Raw genomic sequence first — 20,411 nt, 5'->3', positions numbered from 1 at the left:
CTCAGCCCTCGGGGGCCTCGACCATCGCGCGGGTGGCCTCGTACTGGCGCTGGATGTACTTCTCCAGCTCCTCGATCTCCACCCGCCACTGGCCGCGACCACCCACCTTGATCGCGGGGAGCTCGCCCGAGCGGACCAGCGCGTAGGCCTGGCTGGCGGAGACGTCGAGGGTCTCGGCGACGTCGCTGAGCGCCATGAAACGTCGGGCCATGCTTCCTCCTGTGCTCGGGCGGCCGGGTGGCCCATCGGGCTGGCCGGTGCGCGCGTCGGGACTCCACACCGAACCCTGACCCGCTGGACATCCCGCATTCATCCTAGGCGGGCAGGGTGGTGGCGGGTCGGGTTCGTCCACAGCAGACCGGGAGCGGGGCATGGTGTTCGGCAGGAACGTGCAGCGGAGAGAGCAGGACGGTTCGGAGGCTCCCCGGAGCCCGGTGGCGCAACGGCTCCGACGTCCCCGGTGGACCGACGCCCGGCTGCTGGTCGGTGCCGCCCTCGTGCTCTCGGCCACCCTCACCGGTGCCTCGCTCCTGGGGCAGGGGGAGGGGCCGCGCCACTGGGTGGCCGCGCGGGACCTGCCCACCGGGCACCAGCTGACCCTGGAGGACCTCGAGCCCGTGAGCGGGGACTCCCCGGAGGACGTCTACCTCACCGGCGACAGCCCGCTGCCCCCGAGCGGCCAGCGGACCCTCCTCCAGCCGATCCGGGCCGGGGAGTACGTGGCGACCGCCGACCTGGGGGCCCGGGACGAGGTGGACCTTCGCCAGGTCTCGCTGGAGATCGCCCCGGGCGGTGCCGCCGTGCTCTCGCCCGGAACGCGCGTGGACCTGTGGGCCACCCGCGCTCCGGCGGAGAAGGACGCGCGCCCTGATCCGGAGCAGGTGCTGCGGGCCGCGGAGGTCGTGCAGGTCCACCAGCCCGATGCGCGGTTGGCCGGAGGCCAGCAGACCGTGGCGGTCGACCTCCTCGTCCGACCGAGCCAGGTCGTCGGGGTGCTCGCGGCCACCGCGGGTGACGTGACGCTGACCGCCGTGCCGGTCACCGGCGTCCCGGGCGACGGCGAGGAGTCGTGAGCCAGGACCTCCTCATCGCGGTCGAGCCCGAGTGGGACCCGCCGCTGGCGGCGACCCTCAGCCAGGTGCCGGGTGCCCGGGTGGTCCGTCGCTGCGTGGACGTGGCCGACCTCCTCGGGGTGGCGGAGGCCGGGATCGGGACGGTCGCCGTGGTGTCGGCCGCCCTGCGGGACATGGACCGCGAGTGCGTGGACGCGCTGCGCTCGGTCGACGTGGCCGTCGTGGGTGTCCACGAGGCGCACGACGAGGCGGCCCAGCGCCGACTGGCGCAGTGGGGGATCGGCACCGTCGCCCCGTACACGGCCACCGTGGAGGAGTGGGTCGACACCCTGGGGCGCGTGGAGGCCGACGGCCCGGAGGAGACCGACGCGTGGCCGGTCGAGGAGCACGTTGCCGAGCCGGAGGGCAGGGGGAGCGTGGTCGCCGTGTGGGGGCCACCGGGCGCACCGGGGCGCACCACGCTGGCGATCGAGCTCGCTGCCGGGCTCGCCGGTGAGCGGGAGGTCCTCCTGGTGGACGGCGACACCCACGCACCCGGCCTCGGCCAGCACCTGGCCCTGCTCGACGAGGTCTCGGGGCTCGTCGCCGCCACCCGGTCGGCGGACGAGGGGCGGCTCGACGTGGCCGCGCTGGCCGGGGCGGCCCGGGAGGTCCGTCCCGGTCTGCGCTTCCTCAGCGGTATCGGTCGCGCCGACCGGTGGCCGGAGGTGCGCCCCAGTGCGCTGGAGGCAGTGCTCGACAACGCCCGGCTGCTGGCGGAGGTGGTCGTCGTCGACCTCGCCTCACCCCTGGAGGACGACGAGCTGCTCTCCTACGACACCCGCGCACCCCGCCGGAACGCGGCGGCGCTCACGGTGCTGGCCGCCGCGGACCTCGTCCTGGTCGTGGGTGGTGCCGACGCGGTGGCCCTGCAGCGGCTCGTGCGGGGTCTGGACCTGCTCGACGCGGTGGTGCCCGGCACCCCGCAGGTGGTGGTGCTGAACCGTGCCCGCCGGAGCGCCGCCCGGGAGATCGAGCTGCGGGAGACCGCCGAGCGCCATCTGACGCGCCCGGTGGACCACGTGGTGCCGGAGGACCGGGCCGTGGTCGACCGCGCCCTGCTGTCCGGCGAGCCGGTCGTCTGGCAGTCCCCGCGCTCGTCGTTGGGGCGCCGACTGGCGGGCGTCACGGCGACCGTGGCGCAGCGCGTGCCACGATGAGCGCATGAGCAACCACCCCAGCCTCCGAGCCTTCGCCGCCCTCACCTCCGCCGAGCTGGAGACCCTGGCCGGTGGCGGGTCGCTGGCACCGGCCGCCGGCTGGCACCCGGTCGGGCAGCCCGGTGTCGAGCCGGAGGAGGAGGCCGCGGAGGAGGGCATGGACGCCGCCGCCGACGACGCGGCCGAGCACGGCTGGCCGGTCGTCGTCGTGGCCGCGGACGTCGAGGCCCCCGCTGGCGCCACCCCCTCGGCGGTGGAGGTCCGGCTCGCGGACGTGGCCGCCTTCCACCTGGGCGACGACGTCGTCTCCGGCGGGCGCCTGCCGGCCGAGGCTCCCTGGGAGCTCTCCTGGTACGACGTCGCCGAGGTGGACGAGGTGCGTCGCCTGCTGGGCTGACCCCGCTCCCGCGCCGCCTGCGCGCGTGACACGATTGAGTCGAGTCCGTCGGCGGGAACAGCCGACGCTCCGCCGGCGTTCACCGACCGGCACTCACCCCCTGCATCGCGCGAAGGAGAATCCATGGATGCTGTGACGCACCCGCCGCTGCCGTACAACGAGCCGGTCAAGGACTACGCCCCGGGCAGCCCGGAGCGGGCCGAGTTGGAGGTCGCGCTCGCGGAGATCGCGAGCAACCCGGTCGACCTGCCGCACATCATCGGTGGGGAGCGCGTCACCGGCTCCGGCAAGAAGATCGACGTCGTGCAGCCCCACGCCCACGCCAAGGTGCTCGGCACCCTGCGCGACGGCACCGAGGCCGACGCCCGCAAGGCCGTCGCCGCCGCCAAGGAGGCCGCCCCGGCCTGGCAGGCACTGTCCTTCGACGAGCGCGCCGCCGTCCTGCTCAAGGCCGCCGACCTGCTCACCGGCCCGTGGCGCTCCCGCATCAACGCGGCCACCATGCTCGGCCAGTCCAAGACCCCGCACCAGGCGGAGATCGAGTCGGCCTGCGAGATGGCGGACTTCTGGCGCTTCAACGTCCAGTTCGCCCGCGAGATCCTCGAGGAGCAGCCGCCGGTCAGCCCGAACGGCACCTGGAACCGCACCGACTGGCGTCCGCTGGACGGCTTCGTCTACGCCGTCACCCCGTTCAACTTCACCGCCATCGCCGGCAACCTGCCGACCGCCCCGGCGCTGATGGGCAACACCGTGGTGTGGAAGCCGTCGACCACCCAGGCCCGCGCGGCCCAGCTGGTCATGGAGCTGCTGGAGGAGGCCGGCATGCCCGCCGGCGTCATCAACCTGGTGCACGGCACCGGCCCGGCCATCTCCGACGTGGTGCTCAACGACCCGGACTTCGCGGGCCTGCACTTCACCGGCTCCACCGGCACCTTCAAGGCGCTGTGGAAGCAGATCGGCGACAACATCGACACCTACCGCCAGTACCCGCGCATCGTCGGCGAGACCGGTGGCAAGGACTTCCTGGTCGCCCACCCGAGCGCGGACTCGGCGAAGGTCATCACCGCCATGCTGCGCGGCGCCTTCGAGTACCAGGGCCAGAAGTGCTCGGCCGCCTCGCGCGCCTACGTGCCGAAGTCGATGTGGGCCGAGATCAAGGACGAGGTCGCCCGCCGTACCGACGCGCTGCCGATGGGTGACATCACGGACTTCTCGAACTTCATGGGCGCCGTCATCGACGACCGTGCCTTCGCGAAGCACAAGGAGGCCATCGACAAGGCCCACGCCGACCCGAAGGTCGAGATCGTGGCCGGTGGCACCTACGACGACTCGGTCGGCTACTTCGTGCGCCCGACCGTCGTCGTGGTGGACGACCCGGAGCACGAGATGCTCACCACCGAGTACTTCGGCCCGATCATCGCGGTGTACGTCTACGAGGACGCGAAGTTCGACGCGATGCTCGAGCAGATGAAGGACGTCACGGACTACGCGCTCACCGGCGCACTGATGGCCCGCGACCGCACGGTCATCCAGGAGGCCTCGAAGGTGCTGCGCTTCTCGGCCGGCAACTACTACGTCAACGACAAGCCGACCGGTGCGGTCGTCGGGCAGCAGCCCTTCGGCGGCTCCGGCGCGTCGGGCACCAACGACAAGGCCGGTTCCAAGATGAACCTGCTGCGCTGGGTGTCCGCCCGCTCCATCAAGGAGACCTGGGACGCCCCGACCACCGAGGCCTACCCCTACATGGGCTGAGGCCACGGTCACGCACTGAGGCGGCCGTCCCGGGACATTCCCGGGGCGGCCGCCTCAGTGCGTGGGTGGGGCGATCGCGTGGCGACCCGCCCGCTCGGTGCTCAGTGGGTGGCGAGCCACTCCCGGGAGGCGCGCTCCTCGAGGCCGATGACCTTGCCCACGTAGGGCTCGGCCTGCTTCTCCAGCTGGCCGCCCAGCAGGGGCACCTTGACGGTGAAGTCACCGGTGGTCACGAAGTCGGTCTGGTCGCCCTTCGGCTCGAGGCGCAGGTCGGCCTCCAGGCGGGCCGGGGCGCCGGCGGTGGTGACGACGAGGCGGCCGGTGCGGGTGCCGTCGGCGGCGGGGGCGTCCCACTCCTGCTCCTCGTGCAGGGTCACGCCGTCGCCCACGAGGCGGCGGGCCGCCTGCGGCAGGCGCTCGCCGCCCATCTTGCGGGTGGTGCGGATGACCGGTCCGGGGCCGTCGGTGGAGACGTCCACCGAGTGCTCCAGCGCACCGGTGCGGCGGATCTTGTCCTCGACGTAGGCGGGGTCCGCGACCATGGCCATCACGCGGTCGACGTCTGCGGGCAGGGTGAAGCGGTGCTCGATCCTCACGGTTCCTCCTGGGTGGGGTGGTGGCTCACGCTAGCCGTCGGAGCGCTCCAGCGCCTCGGTCACCCGTCGGCAGGAGGCCGCCAGCCGTTTGGCGGCTCGCAGCGAGCCGATCGGCTGGGCCGCCGGACCGTCCCCGCGCGGGCTGGCGGCCCGGTGCCGCAGCGAGATCTCGGTCAGGTCGTCGGCGAAGGTGCCCAGTGCGTCGGCCAGCCCGTGCAGGGCCGGCAGCAGGTGAGGAGCCGCCCCCTCGTGCTCCAGGGCGCGGGCGGCGCGCCGCAGCCGCGCCCTGGATGCCCGGACCGACGCCAGGTCGGCCCGGCCGTGCTCACCGACCGTCCAGGGGGCCGGCTCCGGCGCCTCCACCGGCGGGCCGAGGAGCTCGGACAGCACCGCGAGGGTCGCGTCGTCGAGCGCCGCCTGCGCCGTCGGGCTGCCGACCCAGGGGTGCAGCTCGAGGAGATCGGAGGAGACCCGTGCGAGGGCCGACGTGGGGGCCGCGGTCGTGTCCGGGGGACCGGTGACGGCCGCCCGCGAGGGGGCCCCGCAGCGGCTCGTCGACGGCCGGTTCGTGAGGTCCATGCGGCGACCCTAGGGGAGGGGAGCACGCCCGCGTCGGGGCCCGTACACAGGCCCGCAGCGCGCGGTTAGAGTCATCCTGAGGCCACGGTCAGGTGGCCCGCGGCGTCAGTCACGAAAGAGGATGATTCGCAGATGACCACCCAGTCCGAGATGGTGCCCGACGGCGAGGCATCGGCCGCCGAGCAGCAGTCGAAGCAGTCCGCCCGGGCCCGGGCGGAACGCATCGCGGAGGCGCGGGCCGAGGCCGATCGCGCGGAGGGTCTGCTCACGGGGGAGGTTCTGGACCACTACTGGCGCCGCGTGCACGACGCCGAGGTCGCACACCGGTCGGTCGAGGAGCTCGTGGGCATCCCGACCCAGCACCTGGAGGCCGCCCGCCACCGTGCGCCGGGGGAGGACGTCGTGCTGGTTCGCGAGCTGCCGGAGAACCTGGGGGTTCAGGTGGTCACCGGTGACCGCCCCTTCCTGGTGGACTCCGTCACCAACGAGCTGCACCGCCTCGGCTGGGACGTCCTGGGGGTCGTCCACCCGCAGCTGGTGGTGCGCCGCTCCGCCGAGGGCGTGCTGGAGGACGTGCGCGTGTGGGCGCCCGGTGACGAGCCCCGCGAGGGCGAGTCGGTCGAGTCGTGGATGAACTTCACGCTGCGTCCCGCCAGCGGGAAGGCCGACCGGACCGTGGTCCCCGAGAACCTCCAGCGGGTGCTCGAGGACGTCCGGGTGGCGGTGGCCGACTGGCGCGAGATGCGTGACGAGCTGAAGGGCCTGGGGGAGCGCTTCGCGACCAACCCGCCCTCGACGGTGGACCCGACCGACGCGCAGCACGCGGCCGAGCTCCTGGCCTGGCTGGCCGACGACCACTTCACCCTCCTGGGCATCCGCGAGTACGAGCTGGCGGAGGTCGACGGCGAGCTCGGGCTGCGGGCCGAGGAGGGCTCCGGCGTGGGCATCCTGCGCGGCGACCGGGCGCTGTCCCACGACGTGACGCGCATGCGCCCCGAGGCGCGGGAGACCGCCCGGGAGCCGCGCCCGGTCACCATCACCAAGGCGAACAGCCGGGCGACCGTCCACCGCAACGCGCACTTGGACTACATCGGCGTGCGCACCTTCGACGACGCCGGCCAGGTCACCGGTGAGATCCGTGTCCTGGGGCTGTTCACCTCCCCGGTCTACTCGGCCTCCGTGCGCGACATCCCGGTCGTCCGCGACAAGGTGAAGAAGGTGCTGGAGTCCTCCGGCTTCGGGGCCACCAGCCACTCCGGTAAGGACCTGCTCGCGGTCCTCGAGACCCTGCCCCGCGACGACCTCTTCCAGGCCACCGCCGGGGAGCTCGAGGCGATCGCCCACGAGGTGCTCTGGATCCACTCGAGCCGCCGCCCGTCGGTGATCCTGCGTCGCGACGAGTTCGGCCGCTACATCACCCTGCTGGCCTACGTGCCGCGCGACCGCTACAACACCCATGTGCGCACGACCATGACCGACGCCCTGCGCACGGCCTTCGACACCGACCTGGTGGAGTTCACCGCCAACGTGACGAACGAGGCGATGGCCCGCCTGCGCTTCGTGGTGCGGCTGCCCTCCGGGCGCGACTTCGGCCCCATCGACACCGAGGCGCTGGAGCGCGACATGCTGGACGCGACCCAGACCTGGGACGAGAAGGTCGTCCGCATCAGCGAGACCAACGGCGTCGACGACGGCGGTCTGCTGCACCGCCTGGACGCCCTGCCCCAGTCCTACAAGGAGGACTTCGGCCCCGAGGTCGTCCTGGAGGACCTCGGTCGGCTGGAGCGCCTGGGCGAGGACGACGTCACGGTCCACCTGTACCGGGACCCCGCCGAGGAGGCAGACACCGACCGCCGCCTGAAGGTCTACCGCAGCGGTCCGGCCACCCTGTCCGACCTGCTGCCGGTCTTCACCGACTTCGGCCTCGAGGTCATCGACGAGCGCCCGTACCACCTGAGCGACGACTCCGGCGCGACCCGCATCTACGACTTCGGTCTGCGGGCCGCCTCGGCGGAGCTGTGGGAGGGCGGTGAGTACGGCAATGCCGAGGACGTCGCCCACCGTTTCGAGGACACCTTCACCTCCACCTGGAGCGGTGCCGCCGAGTCGGACACGCTCAACGCGCTGAGCCTGACCGCGGGCCTGTCCTGGCGCCAGGTCGTCATCCTGCGCACCTACGCGCGGTACCTGCGGCAGGCGGGCTCGACCTTCTCGCTGACCTACATCGAGGGGGCGCTGACGGCCAACCCGCGGCTGGCCCGCGCCTTCATCGACGCCTTCGAGGTGCGTTTCGACCCGCAGCGCGAGGGCACCCCGGCAGAGCGCGCCGAGGCCTCCGAGGAGATCGTCGAGGAGCTGCTCGGCCTGCTGGACGAGGTGGCCTCGCTGGACCACGACCGCATCATCCGCGGCCTCGTGGCGGTCCTGCGCGGCACCCTGCGGACGAACTTCTACGTCCACGACCTGGACGGCTCGCCGAAGCCGTACGTGAGCCTGAAGCTCAGCCCGCGCGACATCGACCTGCTCCCGCAGCCGCGCCCGATGTTCGAGATCTGGGTGTACGGCCCGTCGGTCGAGGGCGTGCACCTGCGCTTCGGCTCGGTCGCCCGCGGTGGCCTGCGCTGGTCGGACCGGCGGGAGGACTTCCGCACCGAGGTGCTCGGCCTGGTGAAGGCGCAGATGGTCAAGAACGCCGTCATCGTGCCGACCGGCTCCAAGGGCGGGTTCTTCGCCAAGCAGCTGCCGGACCCGGCCGTCGACCGCGGTGCCTGGATGGACGAGGGCAAGCGGGCCTACACCCGCTTCCTCTGCGGCATGCTCGACGTCACCGACAACCTGGTCGAGGGCGAGGTCGTCCCGGCCCGCGACGTGGTCCGCCACGACGCCGACGACACCTACCTGGTGGTCGCGGCCGACAAGGGCACCGCGTCCTTCTCGGACCTCGCGAACTCCATCTCCGAGGACTACGGCTTCTGGCTGGGCGACGCCTTCGCCTCCGGTGGCTCGGCGGGCTACGACCACAAGGCCATGGGCATCACGGCCCGCGGTGCGTGGGAGTCGGTCAAGCGTCACTTCCGCGAGATGGGCCACGACACCCAGACCGAGGACTTCACGGTCGTCGGCATCGGTGACATGGGTGGTGACGTGTTCGGCAACGGCATGCTCCGCTCGGAGCACATCCGCCTGGTGGGTGCGTTCAACCACCTGCACGTCTTCGTCGACCCGAACCCGGACGCCGCGGCGACCTTCACGGAGCGCAAGCGCCTGTTCGAGACGCCCCGGACCACCTGGGCGGACTTCGACCCCCAGCTCATCAGCGAGGGAGGTGGCGTGTTCGAGCGCTCCGCCAAGAGCGTCCCGGTGAGCCCGCAGATGCGCGAGGCGCTGGGGATCGAGGACGGCGTCGAGACGATGACGCCGAACGAGCTCATCAGCGCGCTGCTCAAGGCGCCGGTGGACCTGCTGTGGAACGGTGGCGTCGGGACCTACGTGAAGGCCACCGACGAGACCGCCGACCAGGTCGGTGACCGCGCCAACGACGCCGTGCGCGTCAACGGTGCGGACCTGCGCACCAAGGTGGTGGGCGAGGGTGGCAACCTCGGCGCCACGCAGCTGGGCCGCATCGAGGCCGCGCAGCACGGGGTCCGCATCAACACCGACGCCATCGACAACTCGGCCGGTGTCGCCTCCTCCGACCAGGAGGTGAACATCAAGATCCCGCTCAACGAGCTGGTCCGCAGGGGCGAGCTCGACCGTGGGGAGCGTGACGAGTTCCTGGCTTCGATGACCGACGAGGTCGCCGAGCGCGTGCTGCGCGACAACTACGAGCAGAACGTGCTGCTGGGCAACGCCCGTGCCCGCGAGGCGAGCATGGCGCCGGTCCACCAGCGGCTCATGAAGTTCCTGGAGCAGAACGCCGGGCTCGACCGCGAGCTCGAGTTCCTGCCGTCCAACCGGGAGCTCTCGCGACGCATGGAGAACGGGCACGGTCTGACCTCGCCGGAGTTCTCGGTGCTGGTGGCCTACGCCAAGATGCACCTCAAGGACGTGCTGCTCGACAGCTCGCTGCCGGACGAGGAGTGGTTCACCTCCACGCTGCTGGACTACCTGCCCACGCCGATGCGCGAGCACCACGCAGACCAGCTGCTGGAGCACCCGCTGCGTCGCGAGATCATCGTGAACTCGGTGGTCAACTCCATGGTCAACCGCGGTGGCATCACCTTCGCCTTCCGCGCGCTGGAGGAGACCGGTGCACAGCCGGACCAGGTCGCCCGCGCCTACGTCGTCTCCCGCGAGGTCTTCGACCTGCGGGGCTTCGTGGAGCAGGTCGAGGTGCTGGACAACCAGGTGTCGACCGAGGCGCAGACCTCGATGTACCTGGAGTTCCGCCGCCTGCTGGACCGCGCCATGCGCTGGTTCGTGAACACCCGCCCGGCGTCCATGGACATCGGGGAGGAGATCGAGCGCTTCCGCGAGTCGGTGGCGGCCGTTGGCCCGAAGGTCGCGGACATGCTGCAGGGTGAGGAGGCCGCCCGCTACGCCCGCTACCGCGACGAGCTCGTGGAGCAGGGCGTGCCGGAGGAGCTGGCTAGCCGCACGGCCGCCCTGCTGGACGTCTACTCTCTGCTCGACCTGGTGTCGCTGGCCGGGGAGGTCGACCACGACGTCGAGGACCTGACCCGTCTGTACTTCGGCGCCAGCGAGCACTTCGGCTTCGACCGGCTGCTCAACGAGGTCAGCCGGCTGCCCGAGGACGACCGCTGGGGCGCACTGGCGCGCGGCGCGCTCCGGGACGACCTCTACGGGGTCCACCGCGAGCTCACCCGTGCCATCGTCACCAGCGAGGTCGAGGGCAGCCCGCAGGAGCGGGTGGACGCCTGGGCGGAGGACAACGCGCACACCATCGCCCGCACCGAGGCGATGCTGGCCGACATCCTGGCCCTGGAGTCGCCGGGGGTGGCGCCGCTGAGCGTCGCCGCGCGCACGCTGCGTTCTGTGGTGCACCTGGGCGCCAGCTCCTGACCGGGACGCGCAGACAGCGGAGTGCCCGCCATCTTCGGGTGGCGGGCACTCCGCTGTCGTCCAGGGGGGAGGGGAGGACCTCCCGGAAGGGGCGCTCTCAGCTGGCGCGGCGTGCGCGTGCGTTGCGGCGCTTCAGGGCGCGACGCTCGTCCTCGGAGAGACCGCCCCAGACCCCGGCGTCCTGTCCGGACTCGAGGGCCCACTGCAGGCAGGTCTCGGTCACCTCGCAGCGTGCGCACACCTTCTTGGCCTTCTCGATCTGCTCGATGGCCGGGCCCGTGTTCCCGATGGGGAAGAACAGTTCCGGGTCCTCGTCGAGACAGGCCGCCTTGCTTCGCCAGTCCATGTCCTACCTTTCGAGAACACCGTGTGAGGTGAATGTCGCGGTCGCTCCGGGCAGCGGGGCGGACCGTCGTGTGGGTGCCCGGGGGTGTCCGCCCACGGACGCGGTCAGCGTCAGACGCTTTTCGCCCATCCTCACAGCCGCTCCGCCCAGAATCAAGGAATTCTGCGTCACATTCGCAGCGGTGCACCGTGCGGACCGCGCGGGGAAGGCACCCGGGCGAGCGCGGACCGGTCGCACGAGAGCCCCGGCCTGGACCGGGGCTCTCGTGGAACTACGTGGTGCGCCAACAGGGACTCGAACCCCGAACCCGCTGATTAAGAGTCAGCTGCTCTGCCAATTGAGCTATTGGCGCAACGAGCGAGAACTGTACCAGAGCTCGGCCCGGGTGTGAAATCGTTGGAATTCCGCGGTGGATGGGTGAGCCATGTGATCCGACACCACTCGGCGGTGCGGATGCCGGGGGAGAGGTCCGGTGGTTCAGTATGGGGACCGATCCGTGACCCCCACGCTGAACGAGGATGCGATGACACCGAGCGACGACGAACGCTGGACCGCCAGGCAGTCCCGCGAGGAGATGGAGGACCAGGTGGCCCGGGACCGCGCCGAGCGCCGGGACCAGCAGGTGGCCGACTGGGAGCGGAAGGCACGTGGGCGGGCTGACCGTCGCGCCGACGCTGGCGCCCACGTCGACTCCGCCGGCGCCACCGATCGTGTCCGTCACGCCGAGCGTGAGGGACGGGCCGACACCCGCGGTGACGGCAACGCGGCCGACCGTCGAGGTGGCCGCGAGCTCAACGCCCCGCTGGCCACGCGCAACCCGCGCACGCGCCTGAGGGACCTGGGCGGCTCGGGCTGGAAGCTCGTCGCCAAGCGCACCCTGCACTCCTTCACCGAGGACAAGTGCACGGACCTCGCCGCCGGTCTGACCTACTACGCCGTGCTGTCGATCTTCCCCGCCCTGATCGCCCTGGTCTCCCTGCTGGGCGTCTTCGGGCAGGGTGAGCAGACCACGCAGGCCTTCCTCGACATCGCCAAGGACCTCGGGGCGGACCCGGACTCGCAGGGCTTCACGTTCGTCGAGGACTTCATCAAGAAGCAGCAGGAGTCCGGTGGCGCCGGCCTCGGCCTGGTCGTCGGTATCCTTGGTGCGCTCTGGTCGGCCTCGAACTACGTGAACGCGTTCAGCCGCACCATGAACACCATCTACGAGGTCAAGGAGGGGCGCCCCTTCTACGTCCTGCGCCCGGTCATGGTGCTCGTCACCGCGATCGTGCTGATCGCCGTCGTGGCGATCGGGCTCTCCTTCGTCCTGACGGGTCCCGTGGCCGAGGCGGTGCTCGGCAAGGTCGGTCTGGGCGGCACGGCGATCACCGTGTGGAACTGGGCCAAGTGGCCGGTCGCCGCGCTGGTGGTGATCCTGATCATCCGCCTGCTCTACTGGGCCACCCCCAACGTGAAGCTCCCGCGCCGCATCCTGACCCCCGGCGCCGTCCTGGCGTTCGTCGTCTGGGTGCTCGCGACCGCCGCGTTCGGTCTCTACATCGCCTTCGCCGGCAACTACTCGGCCACCTACGGGGCCATGGCGGGCGTCATCATCTTCCTGCTCTGGCTGTGGCTGACCAACACGGTCATCCTGCTGGGCGCGGAGCTCGACGCGGCCGTGGCCCGGGTGCGGAACCTGGGTGACGGCGCGCCGGTCGAGGACGAGTTCGACCTGCCCGTGCGCTCGGAGAAGAACATCGCCAAGGCCGAGGAGAAGTACGACGGGCTCATCGCGGACTCCCGCGAGTACCGGATGACGCACCGCGTCTGACTCGTGAATCCCCGGCTGACCGGGGTGTGAGCGCCGGGAGGGCGCCGGGACCGGATCGGGCCCCGGCGCCCTTCCTCATGCGTCGTCGGCCTCGCCGGTGCGGGAGCGCCCCTGCAGCGCCCACAGCCCCAGGACGACGGCCGCCACCAGCACGACGGCGGCCACGTCGACCGCGGTGCCGGACAGGCCCGTGGCCCGCTCCTGCAGGCGCGCCTGCACCTCCAGCGGGACGAGCTCCGGGGCGTCGACGAGTCCGTTCGTCGTCCGGAACAGCACGCCGACGGCCATGATGAGCAGGCCGGTGACCACCGAGGTGGTGTGGAGCTCCCAGCCCAGGACGGTGAAGGAGCGCCCTCGCAGGAGACCGCGTCCACGCGGCCCGAGGCGCTGCCAGAGGGCCGCGACGAGCACGAGGGGGACGACCATGCCGGTGCCGTAGGCGACGAGCAGCAGGCAGGCCCCGACCGCGTCCCCGCGCGTGGCCGCCAGGGTGAGGACGGCACCGAGCACGGGACCGGCGCAGGTGCCCGCCAGGCCGCTCGCCGCGCCGAGGAGGGCCGTCTTGGCCAGTCCGGTCCGGGACGCCGCACGGGTCCGCAGGTCGGCGCCGGCGGGCAGCAGCCGCTCCGGTGCCGGCCCCAGGCCGAGCACCTGGAGGGCGCCGAGGACGACCAGGACGACCGACGCGACGAGCACGACGGTCGAGCGGTGCGTCGCCAGCACGGTGCCCAGCGCCCCGATCCCCACGCCGAGCGGGAGCAGGACCGCCAGCAGGCCCAGCAGGAAGACCGCGCCGTGGAGCAGCAGACGCGGACCGGCGCCCACGGTGGAGGCGAAGAAGGCGGGCAGCAGGAGGGCTGCGCAGGGGCTCAGGAGGGTCAGCGTGCCGCCCGCGAGAGCGGCGAGGAGTCCGACGTCCACGTCCTGCTCACCGGGCCTCGGCCAGCGCCTCGTCGAACGCCTTCTCGAACACCTCGGTGGGCTGGGCGCCGACGATCGCCTCGCCGTCCAGGACGAAGACGGGGGTGGCCGTGGCGCCGAGGTCGGTCCCCAGCTGCTGGTGGGCGGCGACGGCCTGCTGCGTGCGCTCGGAGGAGAGGTCCTCCCGGAACCGGTCGGTGTCCAGCTCGAGCTCGCCGGCGAGGTCGACCAGGGCCTCCTCGCGCAGCTCGGCCTCGGAGCGGGTCCTCCCATCGGCGAACAGCGCGTCGTGGTACTCCCAGAAGGCGTCCTGCCGGGCGGCGGCGTAGGCGGCCCGCGAGGCGCGCTCGGAGCCGGCGCCGAAAACGTTCACGTCGCGCCACTCGATGCGCAGGTCGCCGGCCTCGGCGTGCTCCATCATGGCGGGCAGGGTCTCGGCGTTCCAGCGGGCGCAGTAGGGGCACTGGTAGTCGGAGAACACGACCAGGCCCACCGGGGCGTCGACCGGGCCGGCCGCCAGCAGGTCGCCCTCGTCGCGGACCTCGACCGCCGAGAGGTCCTGCTGGTCCCCGTCGTCCCCGGACGCGCCGTCGTCGCCCGCGCCGTCCTCCGAGGCGTCTTCGTCAGCGTCTGCCGACGGACCCGCCTCGTCGGACGGGGTCGCGGAGCCGGCGGGGGAGGGGCTCGCCGCCCCCGACGCGGCCGGCCGGGGCTGCTGCGCGTCGTCTCCGGCGTCCCGTCCGGAGAGGAGGATGTAGGCGATCAGGGTCGCCGCGACGGCCAGCACGACCGCGGGCACCACCCAGGAGCGCTGCGATCCCTTCGGGGCAGGGGTGGGCATGGGGCATCTCCTCCGCGGTCGCCGGACAGTCAGGGCCCGACCTTCTCAGAGGCGGTGGTGCGGTGCCCTCCACCCGCGGTGGTGCACCGGCCCGGGGCCGGGCACCGGAAACCGGGACACGGAGACGGCCCCGAGGATTCCGGGGAATCCTCGGGGCCGTTCGTGGGGTGAGCGACGGGACTTGAACCCGCGACCACCGCGACCACAACGCGGTGCTCTACCAGCTGAGCTACGCCCACCAAGCTCGTGTCCGGGCGCCTCGGCCCGGACAGCGGAGAACATCTTAACCCCTCGGTCGGGATGCTCGTGCACGCGGGGTCAGTCGGCGAGGGTGTGTCGGGCGGCGGCCTCCCGCGCCTCGTCGGTCGACGGGCCGGGCGCGTCGACGAACACGGTTTCGCGGTAGTACGCCAGCTCCTCGATCGACTCCCGGATGTCGGCCAGGGCACGGTGGCCGCCGGCCTTCTCCGGGGAGTTGTACCAGGAGCGCGGGAACCAGCGGCGCGACAGCTCCTTCACCGAGGAGACGTCGATGAGGCGGTAGTGCAGGTAGGCGTCGAGCTCCGGCATCTCCGCGGCGAGGAAGCGGCGGTCGGTGGCGATGGAGTTGCCCGCCAGCGGGGCGCGTCCGGCCTCCGGCACCCAGGCCCGGACGTACTCGAGCACGAGTCGCTCGGCCTCGGCGGCGGAGACGCCGTGCTCGATCTCCTCCAGCAGCCCGCTCTCGGTGTGCATCGACCGTACGACCGGGTTGAGCCCGTCCAGTACACCCAGGTCCTCGGGGCGGATCACCACCTGCACGCCCTCGCCGAGCACGTTCAGCTCGAAGTCGGTCACGAGGGCCGCGATCTCGACCAGCACGTCGGTGCGCTCCAGGCCGGTCATCTCGCAGTCGATCCACACGATGCGGTCCTCGAGCGCCTTGCGGTTCCCGCTCGGGTTCGGACGCTCGGCCCGGGTGCTGCTCGTGGTGCCGGGTGCGGGGGGCTGGGGAGGTTCTGAGGTGGTCACCCCCGCAGGGTAACGAGAGCGTGGCACGCCCGGCCGGGCACTCGGGGCGCCATACCCTGTGCCCATGCCGTACACCCCCCACTCAGCACCCCCGGCGCGGGACTGGCCCGCCACCATCGCCGTGATCGGCCTCCTGGTGGTCCTGTTCGGCATCGGGGGGCTGGTCATGGGGCTGTCACTGGGGCTCGGTTTCGGCGACGTGCAGCTGCCGCTCATGGCGCTGCTGGCCGCCATCCCGCTGTGCATCGTGCTCCCGGTGTTCCTGTGGCTCGACTCGTTCGAGCGGGAGCCCAGCGGCATGCTCGTGCTCGCGCTCGGGTGGGGTGCGGTCGTGTCCACCGGCTTCGCGCTGCTGGCCAACGAGCTCGGCTTCGCCGCGGCCTCGTCGCTCGGGCTGCCGGCCGACCAGGTGGCCGCGGTCGTCGTGGCCCCTTTCGTCGAGGAGTCCCTCAAGGGCGCCTTCCTCGTCGGTCTGCTGTGGCTGCGCCCCCGCCAGGTGGACGGGGTGGTGGACGGCATCGTCTACGCGGGGGTGGTGGCCGCGGGCTTCGCGTTCGTCGAGAACATCCTGTACTTCGCCACGGCCGCCGGTGACTTCGGCGCGGGGGGACTGACCGCCACCTTCGTGATCCGGGGCCTGGTCAGTCCCTTCGCCCATCCGCTGTTCACTGCCTGCCTCGGTGCGGCGGTGGGGTGGGCCGCCCTGTCGCACAGCGCCGGCTGGCGTTTCGCCTGGCCCGTCTTCGGGTGGTGCGGTGCCGTCCTGATGCACGGGATCTGGAACCTCTCGGCCGTGCTGGGGGCGGGCTGGCTCCTGGTCTACGTCCTGTTCGAGGTGCCGGTCTTCATCGCCTTCCTGGTGTTCGTCTTCCTGGTGCGGCGTCGGGAGCTGCGGACCGTCGCCACCCACCTGACGCCCTACGTCCGGGCGAACCAGATGACCGACTTCGAGGCCCGCATGGTCGGGGACCCCTCGCAGCGCCGCAAGGCGCTCTCCTGGGCGGCCGAGCGCACCGGGCCAGTGGGCCGGGACGCGATGCGGGAGTTCCAGCGCACGGCCACGCGGCTGGCGCACATCCGGGCACGGCTCGACCGTCGTCACCAGCAGCGGGGCCCCGTCGGGACGCGCGCGGCCGAGCTCTGGGAGGCCCGCGAGGTGCACCAGCAGCAGCAGCTCCTGGCCCGGCTGGCCGACCTGCGCGCCCGCTTCACGGGGGCGCCGCGCCGCACGGCCTAGAATCGGGGCCGCGCCGCGGCAGGGAACACCGTGACGGACCTCCCGGCGCCCGCCCCCGTAGCTCAATGGACAGAGCACCGGCCTTCTAATCCGATGGTTGCGCGTTCGAATCGCGCCGGGGGCACGTGCGTGCCGGGCGCCCGGTCGCCGCGACGCCTAGTCTGTGGAGCGTGACTGAGCGTGTGGACCCCGAACTCCTCGATGCCGTGACCGACCTCCGGGCGGCGATCGCTGCGGCCCGGTTCCCCGTCGAGGCCTCCGGCGCGCAGGCGGCGCGTGACCAGCGCGGGCAGCTGCTGCGCCAGCTCGACGACTACGCGCTGCCCCGCCTGCAGGCACTCGACGCGCCCCTGCTCTGCGTGGTCGGTGGATCGACCGGAGCGGGCAAGTCGACCCTCGTCAACTCGCTGCTGGGCGACACGGTGACCCGCAGCGGCGTGCTGCGCCCCACCACCCGGGCCTCGGTGCTCGTCCACCACCCCAGCGACACCCCCTGGTTCACCACCGACCGGGTGCTCCCGGAGCTCGCCCGCATCACCGGCGGGGAGGGGGACGACGGTGACGCCGGAGCGGTCCGCCTCGTGGAGTCCCGGGCGCTGCGACCGGGACTGGCGGTGCTCGACGCGCCCGACATCGACTCGGTGGTCCAGGCCAACCGTGACCTCGCCCGGCAGCTGCTGGGAGCGGCCGACCTGTGGGTGTTCGTCACCACCGCCGCGCGCTACGCCGACGCCGTGCCGTGGCAGTTGCTGCTGCAGGCGGCCGAGCGCGGCACCTCGGTGGCCCTGGTCCTCGACCGGGTGCCGGAGGCGGCGATGGAGGAGGTGCGCACCGACTTCTCGGCCATGCTGCGCGAGCAGGGTCTCGGCGACGCGCCGGTCTTCTCCGTGCCCGAGGCGCACCTCACCGAGGAGGGGCTGCTCCCGGCCGAGGAGGTGCTGCCGCTGCGCTCGTGGCTCCACTCCCTGGCCGACGACGCGGATGCCCGGCAGGTCGTCATCCGGCGCACCCTGGCCGGCACCCTCGCCTCCCTGGAGCACCGCACCCTGCAGGTGGCCGACGGGGTCGACGAGCAGGTGGCCGTCGTCTCCGGGCTGCGGGAGGACGCCCGCCGTGGGCACGAGGACGCCCGTGACCGCGTGGCCGAGGCGATGGACGACGGCTCGATCCTGCGCGGTGAGGTGCTCGCCCGCTGGCAGGAGCTGGTGGGCACCGGGGAGATCTTCAAGCAGCTCGACGCCGGGGTCGGCCGGTTGCGTGACCGGGTGACCTCGTTCATCACCGGCAAGCCGCGCAGCGCCGCCACCGAGGACCTGGGGGAGGCGCTCGAGGAGGGCCTCGCGCAGCTGGTCGAGGCGCAGCTGGAGGCGGCTGCGGCCGTCACCGCCCGTTCGTGGCGCACGGACCCGGCCGGTGCCGCGCTCCTGGAGCGCCGTCCCGAGCTGGCGCGTCCCGGTGCCGGTGCCCGGGAGCGCAGCGAGCGGCTCGTGCACGACTGGCAGGGCGACCTGCTCGAGCTGGTGCGTCGGCAGGCCGGCACCAAGCGGACCACGGCCCGCTACCTGGCGCTCGGCGTCAACGGCATCGGCGTGCTGCTGATGGTGCTGGTCTTCGCGAGCACCGGCGGTGCGCTGCTGGGCAGCGAGGTCGCGATCGCCGGCGGCTCGGCGGTGGTCGCCCAGCGCCTGCTCGAGGCGATCTTCGGCGACCAGGCGGTGCGTGCCCTGGCCACCCGTGCCCGCGCGAACCTGTTGGAGCGCGTCGAGCGGCTGCTGGACGAGGAGCGTGCCCGCTACGACGAGGTGCTCTCCGAGGTCGGCGTCGGGCCCGAGGTGGCCGAGCACCTCCGCTCGGCCGCCGCCGAGGTGGAGGCCCAGCGATGAGCCGGTGGGGCGGTCGGGAGTCCCGGAACGCGCCGGAGGACGACCGGGAGCTCCAGCGCACGCAGTTGCGCGAGCGGGCGGTCGCCCTGCGCGAGGCAGTGGCCACCGGTGGCCGGGAGCTCGAGCCCGTGGCCGCCGAGCGGGCCGGTGTGGTCTCGCAGAAGGTGGACGAGCGCACCGCGCTGGCGGGGGACCACACCATCGTCGCGCTGGCCGGGGCGACGGGGTCGGGCAAGAGCTCGCTGACCAACGCCCTCGCCGGGGCGCAGGTGACCGACCCCGGGGTGCGGCGCCCGACGACCTCGACCACCTCGGCGGTGGTGTGGGGCGCGGCCCCGGCCACCGAAGTGCTCGACTGGATCGGCGTGCACCGGCGCCACCGGGCGGGGGAGGAGCCCACCGCGCAGGGTACCTCCCGCACCGCCGCCGGCGCCCTGGACGGGCTGGTGCTGCTGGACCTGCCGGACTTCGACTCGCGGGAGACGGCACACCACGCCGAGGCCGACCGGGTGCTGGAGATGGCCGACCTCTTCGTGTGGGTGACCGACCCGCAGAAGTACGCCGACGCCCGCATGCACGACGACTACATCCGGGCGCGGCGCCACCACGAGACGGTGATGGTGGTCGTCCTCAACCAGGCCGACCTGCTGCCGCCGGCGGACCGGGAGGTCGTGCTGGAGGACCTGCGCGGTCTGCTGGAGCGCGACGGGGTGACCGACGTCCACGTCCTGCCGGTGTCGGCCCGCACCGGCCTGGGGCTCGACGCGCTCCGGGAGGTGCTGGCCGACGTGGTGGCCCGCAAGAAGGCCGTGCGTGCCCGCCTCCTGGGGGACGTGCGGACCTCCGCCGAGGCTCTGCTGGACTCCGTGGGCGAGCGGGAGCCGGAGGTCACGCTGCCGGGCGATGACCGGCTCGTGCCGGCCCTCGCCCGGGCCGCCGGGGTCCCGACGGTGCTGCGTGCCGTGGAGGCCGACCACCTGCGCCGCGCCACGGCCGCGACCGGCTGGCCGGTGACGCGCTGGGTGCGGCACCTGACGCCGGACCCGTTGAAGCGGCTGCGGCTGGACGACCCCGCGGCCAGCGGGCGCGACTTCTCCGCGGCGCAGGGACGCTCGTCCATCCCGCAGGCCTCGCAGACCGCGCTGTCGGCGGTCGACCTCGCCTGCCGGGAGGTCGGTGACGCCGCCTCCGTGGGACTGCCGCGCCGGTGGGGTGACGCCGTCATGGAGGCCGCCGTGCCGCCGGCCGAGCGACTCGGTGACGAGCTCGACACCGCCGTGCGCCGGACCGGGGTGCGCCAGCGCACCAGCTGGTGGTGGCCGGTTGTCGGCGTGCTGCAGTGGCTGCTGCTCATCGCCACCGTGGTCGGTCTCGGGTGGCTGGTGCTGCTGGCGCTCGGGGAGGGCTTCCTCCGTCTGCCGCTGGGCGACCCGGTGGACTGGCGAGGGATCCCGGTGCCCGCGCTCCTGCTCGTCGGCGGGCTGTCCCTGGGGTTGCTCGTGGCCATGTTCTCGCGCTTCCTCGCCGGCTTCGGGGCCCGGTCACGGAGGCGCCAGGTCGGCCGCGAGATGGAGTCGGCCGTCGGCCAGGTGGCGCAGGAGCACGTGCTCGACCCCGTGAACGAGGTGCTCGAGCGGCACCGGCGCACCCGGGAGCTCCTGCAGTCGGCCCTGAGCTGATCGCTGCTGGTCCACATGGCCCCGCCGCACGCACCTGCTGCGTGGGCGGGGCCCTGTCACGG

At 72.8% G+C, this 20,411-nt stretch carries 16 protein-coding genes and 3 tRNA genes; 10 read left to right on the top strand and 9 right to left on the bottom strand.

Translation table 11 applies throughout. The features are described from left to right. Position 1: 1 nt before the first annotated feature. Positions 2 to 211 carry a helix-turn-helix domain-containing protein gene (locus tag ACY8FT_RS06270; protein ID WP_462418041.1) on the bottom strand — a complete coding sequence of 70 codons (210 nt, stop codon included), beginning with the start codon at positions 209 to 211 and terminating at the stop codon, positions 2 to 4. Between the two features lie 223 nt (positions 212 to 434). Here ACY8FT_RS06270 and ACY8FT_RS06265 point away from each other — a divergent pair, with 223 nt between their 5' ends. The 4 genes from ACY8FT_RS06265 (at position 435) to pruA (ending at position 4,421) form a co-directional block, all read left to right on the top strand. After that, on the top strand, positions 435 to 1,073 hold the full coding sequence (locus ACY8FT_RS06265) for an SAF domain-containing protein (RefSeq protein ID WP_462418040.1): 639 nt from the start codon (positions 435 to 437) through the stop codon (positions 1,071 to 1,073). Then, positions 1,070 to 2,272 carry an AAA family ATPase gene (locus ACY8FT_RS06260; RefSeq protein WP_462418039.1) on the top strand — a complete coding sequence of 401 codons (1,203 nt, stop codon included), beginning with the start codon at positions 1,070 to 1,072 and terminating at the stop codon, positions 2,270 to 2,272. Before ACY8FT_RS06265 ends, ACY8FT_RS06260 begins: the two co-directional genes overlap by 4 nt. A 4-nt stretch (positions 2,273 to 2,276) precedes the next feature. Beyond that, positions 2,277 to 2,669 carry a hypothetical protein gene (locus ACY8FT_RS06255; RefSeq protein WP_462418038.1) on the top strand — a complete coding sequence of 131 codons (393 nt, stop codon included), beginning with the start codon at positions 2,277 to 2,279 and terminating at the stop codon, positions 2,667 to 2,669. A gap of 123 nt (positions 2,670 to 2,792) precedes the next feature. Continuing rightward, complete coding sequence (gene pruA / locus ACY8FT_RS06250) at positions 2,793 to 4,421, top strand: L-glutamate gamma-semialdehyde dehydrogenase (protein WP_462418037.1); 1,629 nt, start codon at positions 2,793 to 2,795, stop codon at positions 4,419 to 4,421. Between the two features lie 101 nt (positions 4,422 to 4,522). Here pruA and ACY8FT_RS06245 read toward each other — a convergent pair whose 3' ends face one another. Then, the gene (locus ACY8FT_RS06245; protein WP_462418036.1) at positions 4,523 to 5,017 is read right to left on the bottom strand and encodes a DUF2505 domain-containing protein; all 495 of its coding nucleotides are present in this window, start codon (positions 5,015 to 5,017) and stop codon (positions 4,523 to 4,525) included. A 30-nt stretch (positions 5,018 to 5,047) separates the two neighbouring features. Continuing rightward, a complete protein-coding gene (locus tag ACY8FT_RS06240) occupies positions 5,048 to 5,596 on the bottom strand; it encodes a hypothetical protein (RefSeq protein ID WP_462418035.1) in 549 nt (182 codons plus the stop codon). A 132-nt stretch (positions 5,597 to 5,728) separates the two neighbouring features. Here ACY8FT_RS06240 and ACY8FT_RS06235 point away from each other — a divergent pair, with 132 nt between their 5' ends. After that, positions 5,729 to 10,618: an NAD-glutamate dehydrogenase gene (locus ACY8FT_RS06235; RefSeq protein ID WP_462418034.1), complete on the top strand. Its 4,890-nt coding sequence runs from the start codon at positions 5,729 to 5,731 to the stop codon at positions 10,616 to 10,618. Between the two features lie 97 nt (positions 10,619 to 10,715). On the opposite strand, the gene ACY8FT_RS06230 is transcribed toward ACY8FT_RS06235, so the two are convergent. After that, positions 10,716 to 10,964: a WhiB family transcriptional regulator gene (locus ACY8FT_RS06230; RefSeq protein ID WP_462418033.1), complete on the bottom strand. Its 249-nt coding sequence runs from the start codon at positions 10,962 to 10,964 to the stop codon at positions 10,716 to 10,718. A 276-nt stretch (positions 10,965 to 11,240) separates the two neighbouring features. Continuing rightward, positions 11,241 to 11,316, bottom strand: a tRNA-Lys gene (locus ACY8FT_RS06225). 144 nt (positions 11,317 to 11,460) lie between these two features. Here ACY8FT_RS06225 and ACY8FT_RS06220 point away from each other — a divergent pair. Beyond that, positions 11,461 to 12,777 carry a YihY/virulence factor BrkB family protein gene (locus tag ACY8FT_RS06220; protein ID WP_462418032.1) on the top strand — a complete coding sequence of 439 codons (1,317 nt, stop codon included), beginning with the start codon at positions 11,461 to 11,463 and terminating at the stop codon, positions 12,775 to 12,777. Positions 12,778 to 12,852: 75 nt separating this feature from the next. On the opposite strand, the gene ACY8FT_RS06215 is transcribed toward ACY8FT_RS06220, so the two are convergent. The 4 genes from ACY8FT_RS06215 to orn all read right to left on the bottom strand — a co-directional run bounded on the left by ACY8FT_RS06215 (position 12,853) and on the right by orn (position 15,445). Next, complete coding sequence (locus tag ACY8FT_RS06215) at positions 12,853 to 13,698, bottom strand: cytochrome c biogenesis CcdA family protein (protein WP_462418031.1); 846 nt, start codon at positions 13,696 to 13,698, stop codon at positions 12,853 to 12,855. A gap of 7 nt (positions 13,699 to 13,705) precedes the next feature. Next, on the bottom strand, positions 13,706 to 14,539 hold the full coding sequence (locus tag ACY8FT_RS06210) for a DsbA family protein (RefSeq protein ID WP_462418030.1): 834 nt from the start codon (positions 14,537 to 14,539) through the stop codon (positions 13,706 to 13,708). 163 nt (positions 14,540 to 14,702) lie between these two features. Continuing rightward, positions 14,703 to 14,778, bottom strand: a tRNA-His gene (locus ACY8FT_RS06205). A 79-nt stretch (positions 14,779 to 14,857) separates the two neighbouring features. Next, entirely contained in the window at positions 14,858 to 15,445 is a 588-nt protein-coding gene (gene orn, locus ACY8FT_RS06200) for an oligoribonuclease (RefSeq protein ID WP_462418409.1), read from the bottom strand. Positions 15,446 to 15,614: 169 nt separating this feature from the next. On the opposite strand from orn, the gene ACY8FT_RS06195 reads away from it, so the two are divergent. From ACY8FT_RS06195 to ACY8FT_RS06180, 4 genes are all read left to right on the top strand, one after another. Beyond that, positions 15,615 to 16,787 carry a PrsW family intramembrane metalloprotease gene (locus ACY8FT_RS06195; protein WP_462418029.1) on the top strand — a complete coding sequence of 391 codons (1,173 nt, stop codon included), beginning with the start codon at positions 15,615 to 15,617 and terminating at the stop codon, positions 16,785 to 16,787. Positions 16,788 to 16,838: 51 nt separating this feature from the next. Beyond that, positions 16,839 to 16,911, top strand: a tRNA-Arg gene (locus tag ACY8FT_RS06190). A gap of 46 nt (positions 16,912 to 16,957) precedes the next feature. Next, positions 16,958 to 18,670: a P-loop NTPase family protein gene (locus ACY8FT_RS06185; RefSeq protein WP_462418028.1), complete on the top strand. Its 1,713-nt coding sequence runs from the start codon at positions 16,958 to 16,960 to the stop codon at positions 18,668 to 18,670. Beyond that, a complete protein-coding gene (locus ACY8FT_RS06180) occupies positions 18,667 to 20,349 on the top strand; it encodes a GTPase (protein WP_462418027.1) in 1,683 nt (560 codons plus the stop codon). Before ACY8FT_RS06185 ends, ACY8FT_RS06180 begins: the two co-directional genes overlap by 4 nt. Positions 20,350 to 20,411 lie beyond the last annotated feature (62 nt).

The sequence above is a fragment of the Kytococcus sp. Marseille-QA3725 genome, from assembly GCF_054950055.1.
This window is presented reverse-complemented; position numbering and strand designations above follow the sequence as displayed.

Bases quoted from the DNA above. Each gene is read 5' to 3' on its own strand.
- ACY8FT_RS06270 (WP_462418041.1), bottom strand. From the start codon at position 211: ATGGCCCGACGTTTCATGGCGCTCAGCGACGTCGCCGAGACCCTCGAC.
- ACY8FT_RS06255 (WP_462418038.1), top strand. From the start codon at position 2,277: ATGAGCAACCACCCCAGCCTCCGAGCCTTCGCCGCCCTCACCTCCGCC.
- pruA (WP_462418037.1), top strand. From the start codon at position 2,793: ATGGATGCTGTGACGCACCCGCCGCTGCCGTACAACGAGCCGGTCAAG.
- ACY8FT_RS06240 (WP_462418035.1), bottom strand. From the start codon at position 5,596: ATGGACCTCACGAACCGGCCGTCGACGAGCCGCTGCGGGGCCCCCTCG.
- ACY8FT_RS06235 (WP_462418034.1), top strand. From the start codon at position 5,729: ATGACCACCCAGTCCGAGATGGTGCCCGACGGCGAGGCATCGGCCGCC.
- ACY8FT_RS06230 (WP_462418033.1), bottom strand. From the start codon at position 10,964: ATGGACTGGCGAAGCAAGGCGGCCTGTCTCGACGAGGACCCGGAACTG.
- ACY8FT_RS06210 (WP_462418030.1), bottom strand. From the start codon at position 14,539: ATGCCCACCCCTGCCCCGAAGGGATCGCAGCGCTCCTGGGTGGTGCCC.
- ACY8FT_RS06195 (WP_462418029.1), top strand. From the start codon at position 15,615: ATGCCGTACACCCCCCACTCAGCACCCCCGGCGCGGGACTGGCCCGCC.
- ACY8FT_RS06180 (WP_462418027.1), top strand. From the start codon at position 18,667: ATGAGCCGGTGGGGCGGTCGGGAGTCCCGGAACGCGCCGGAGGACGAC.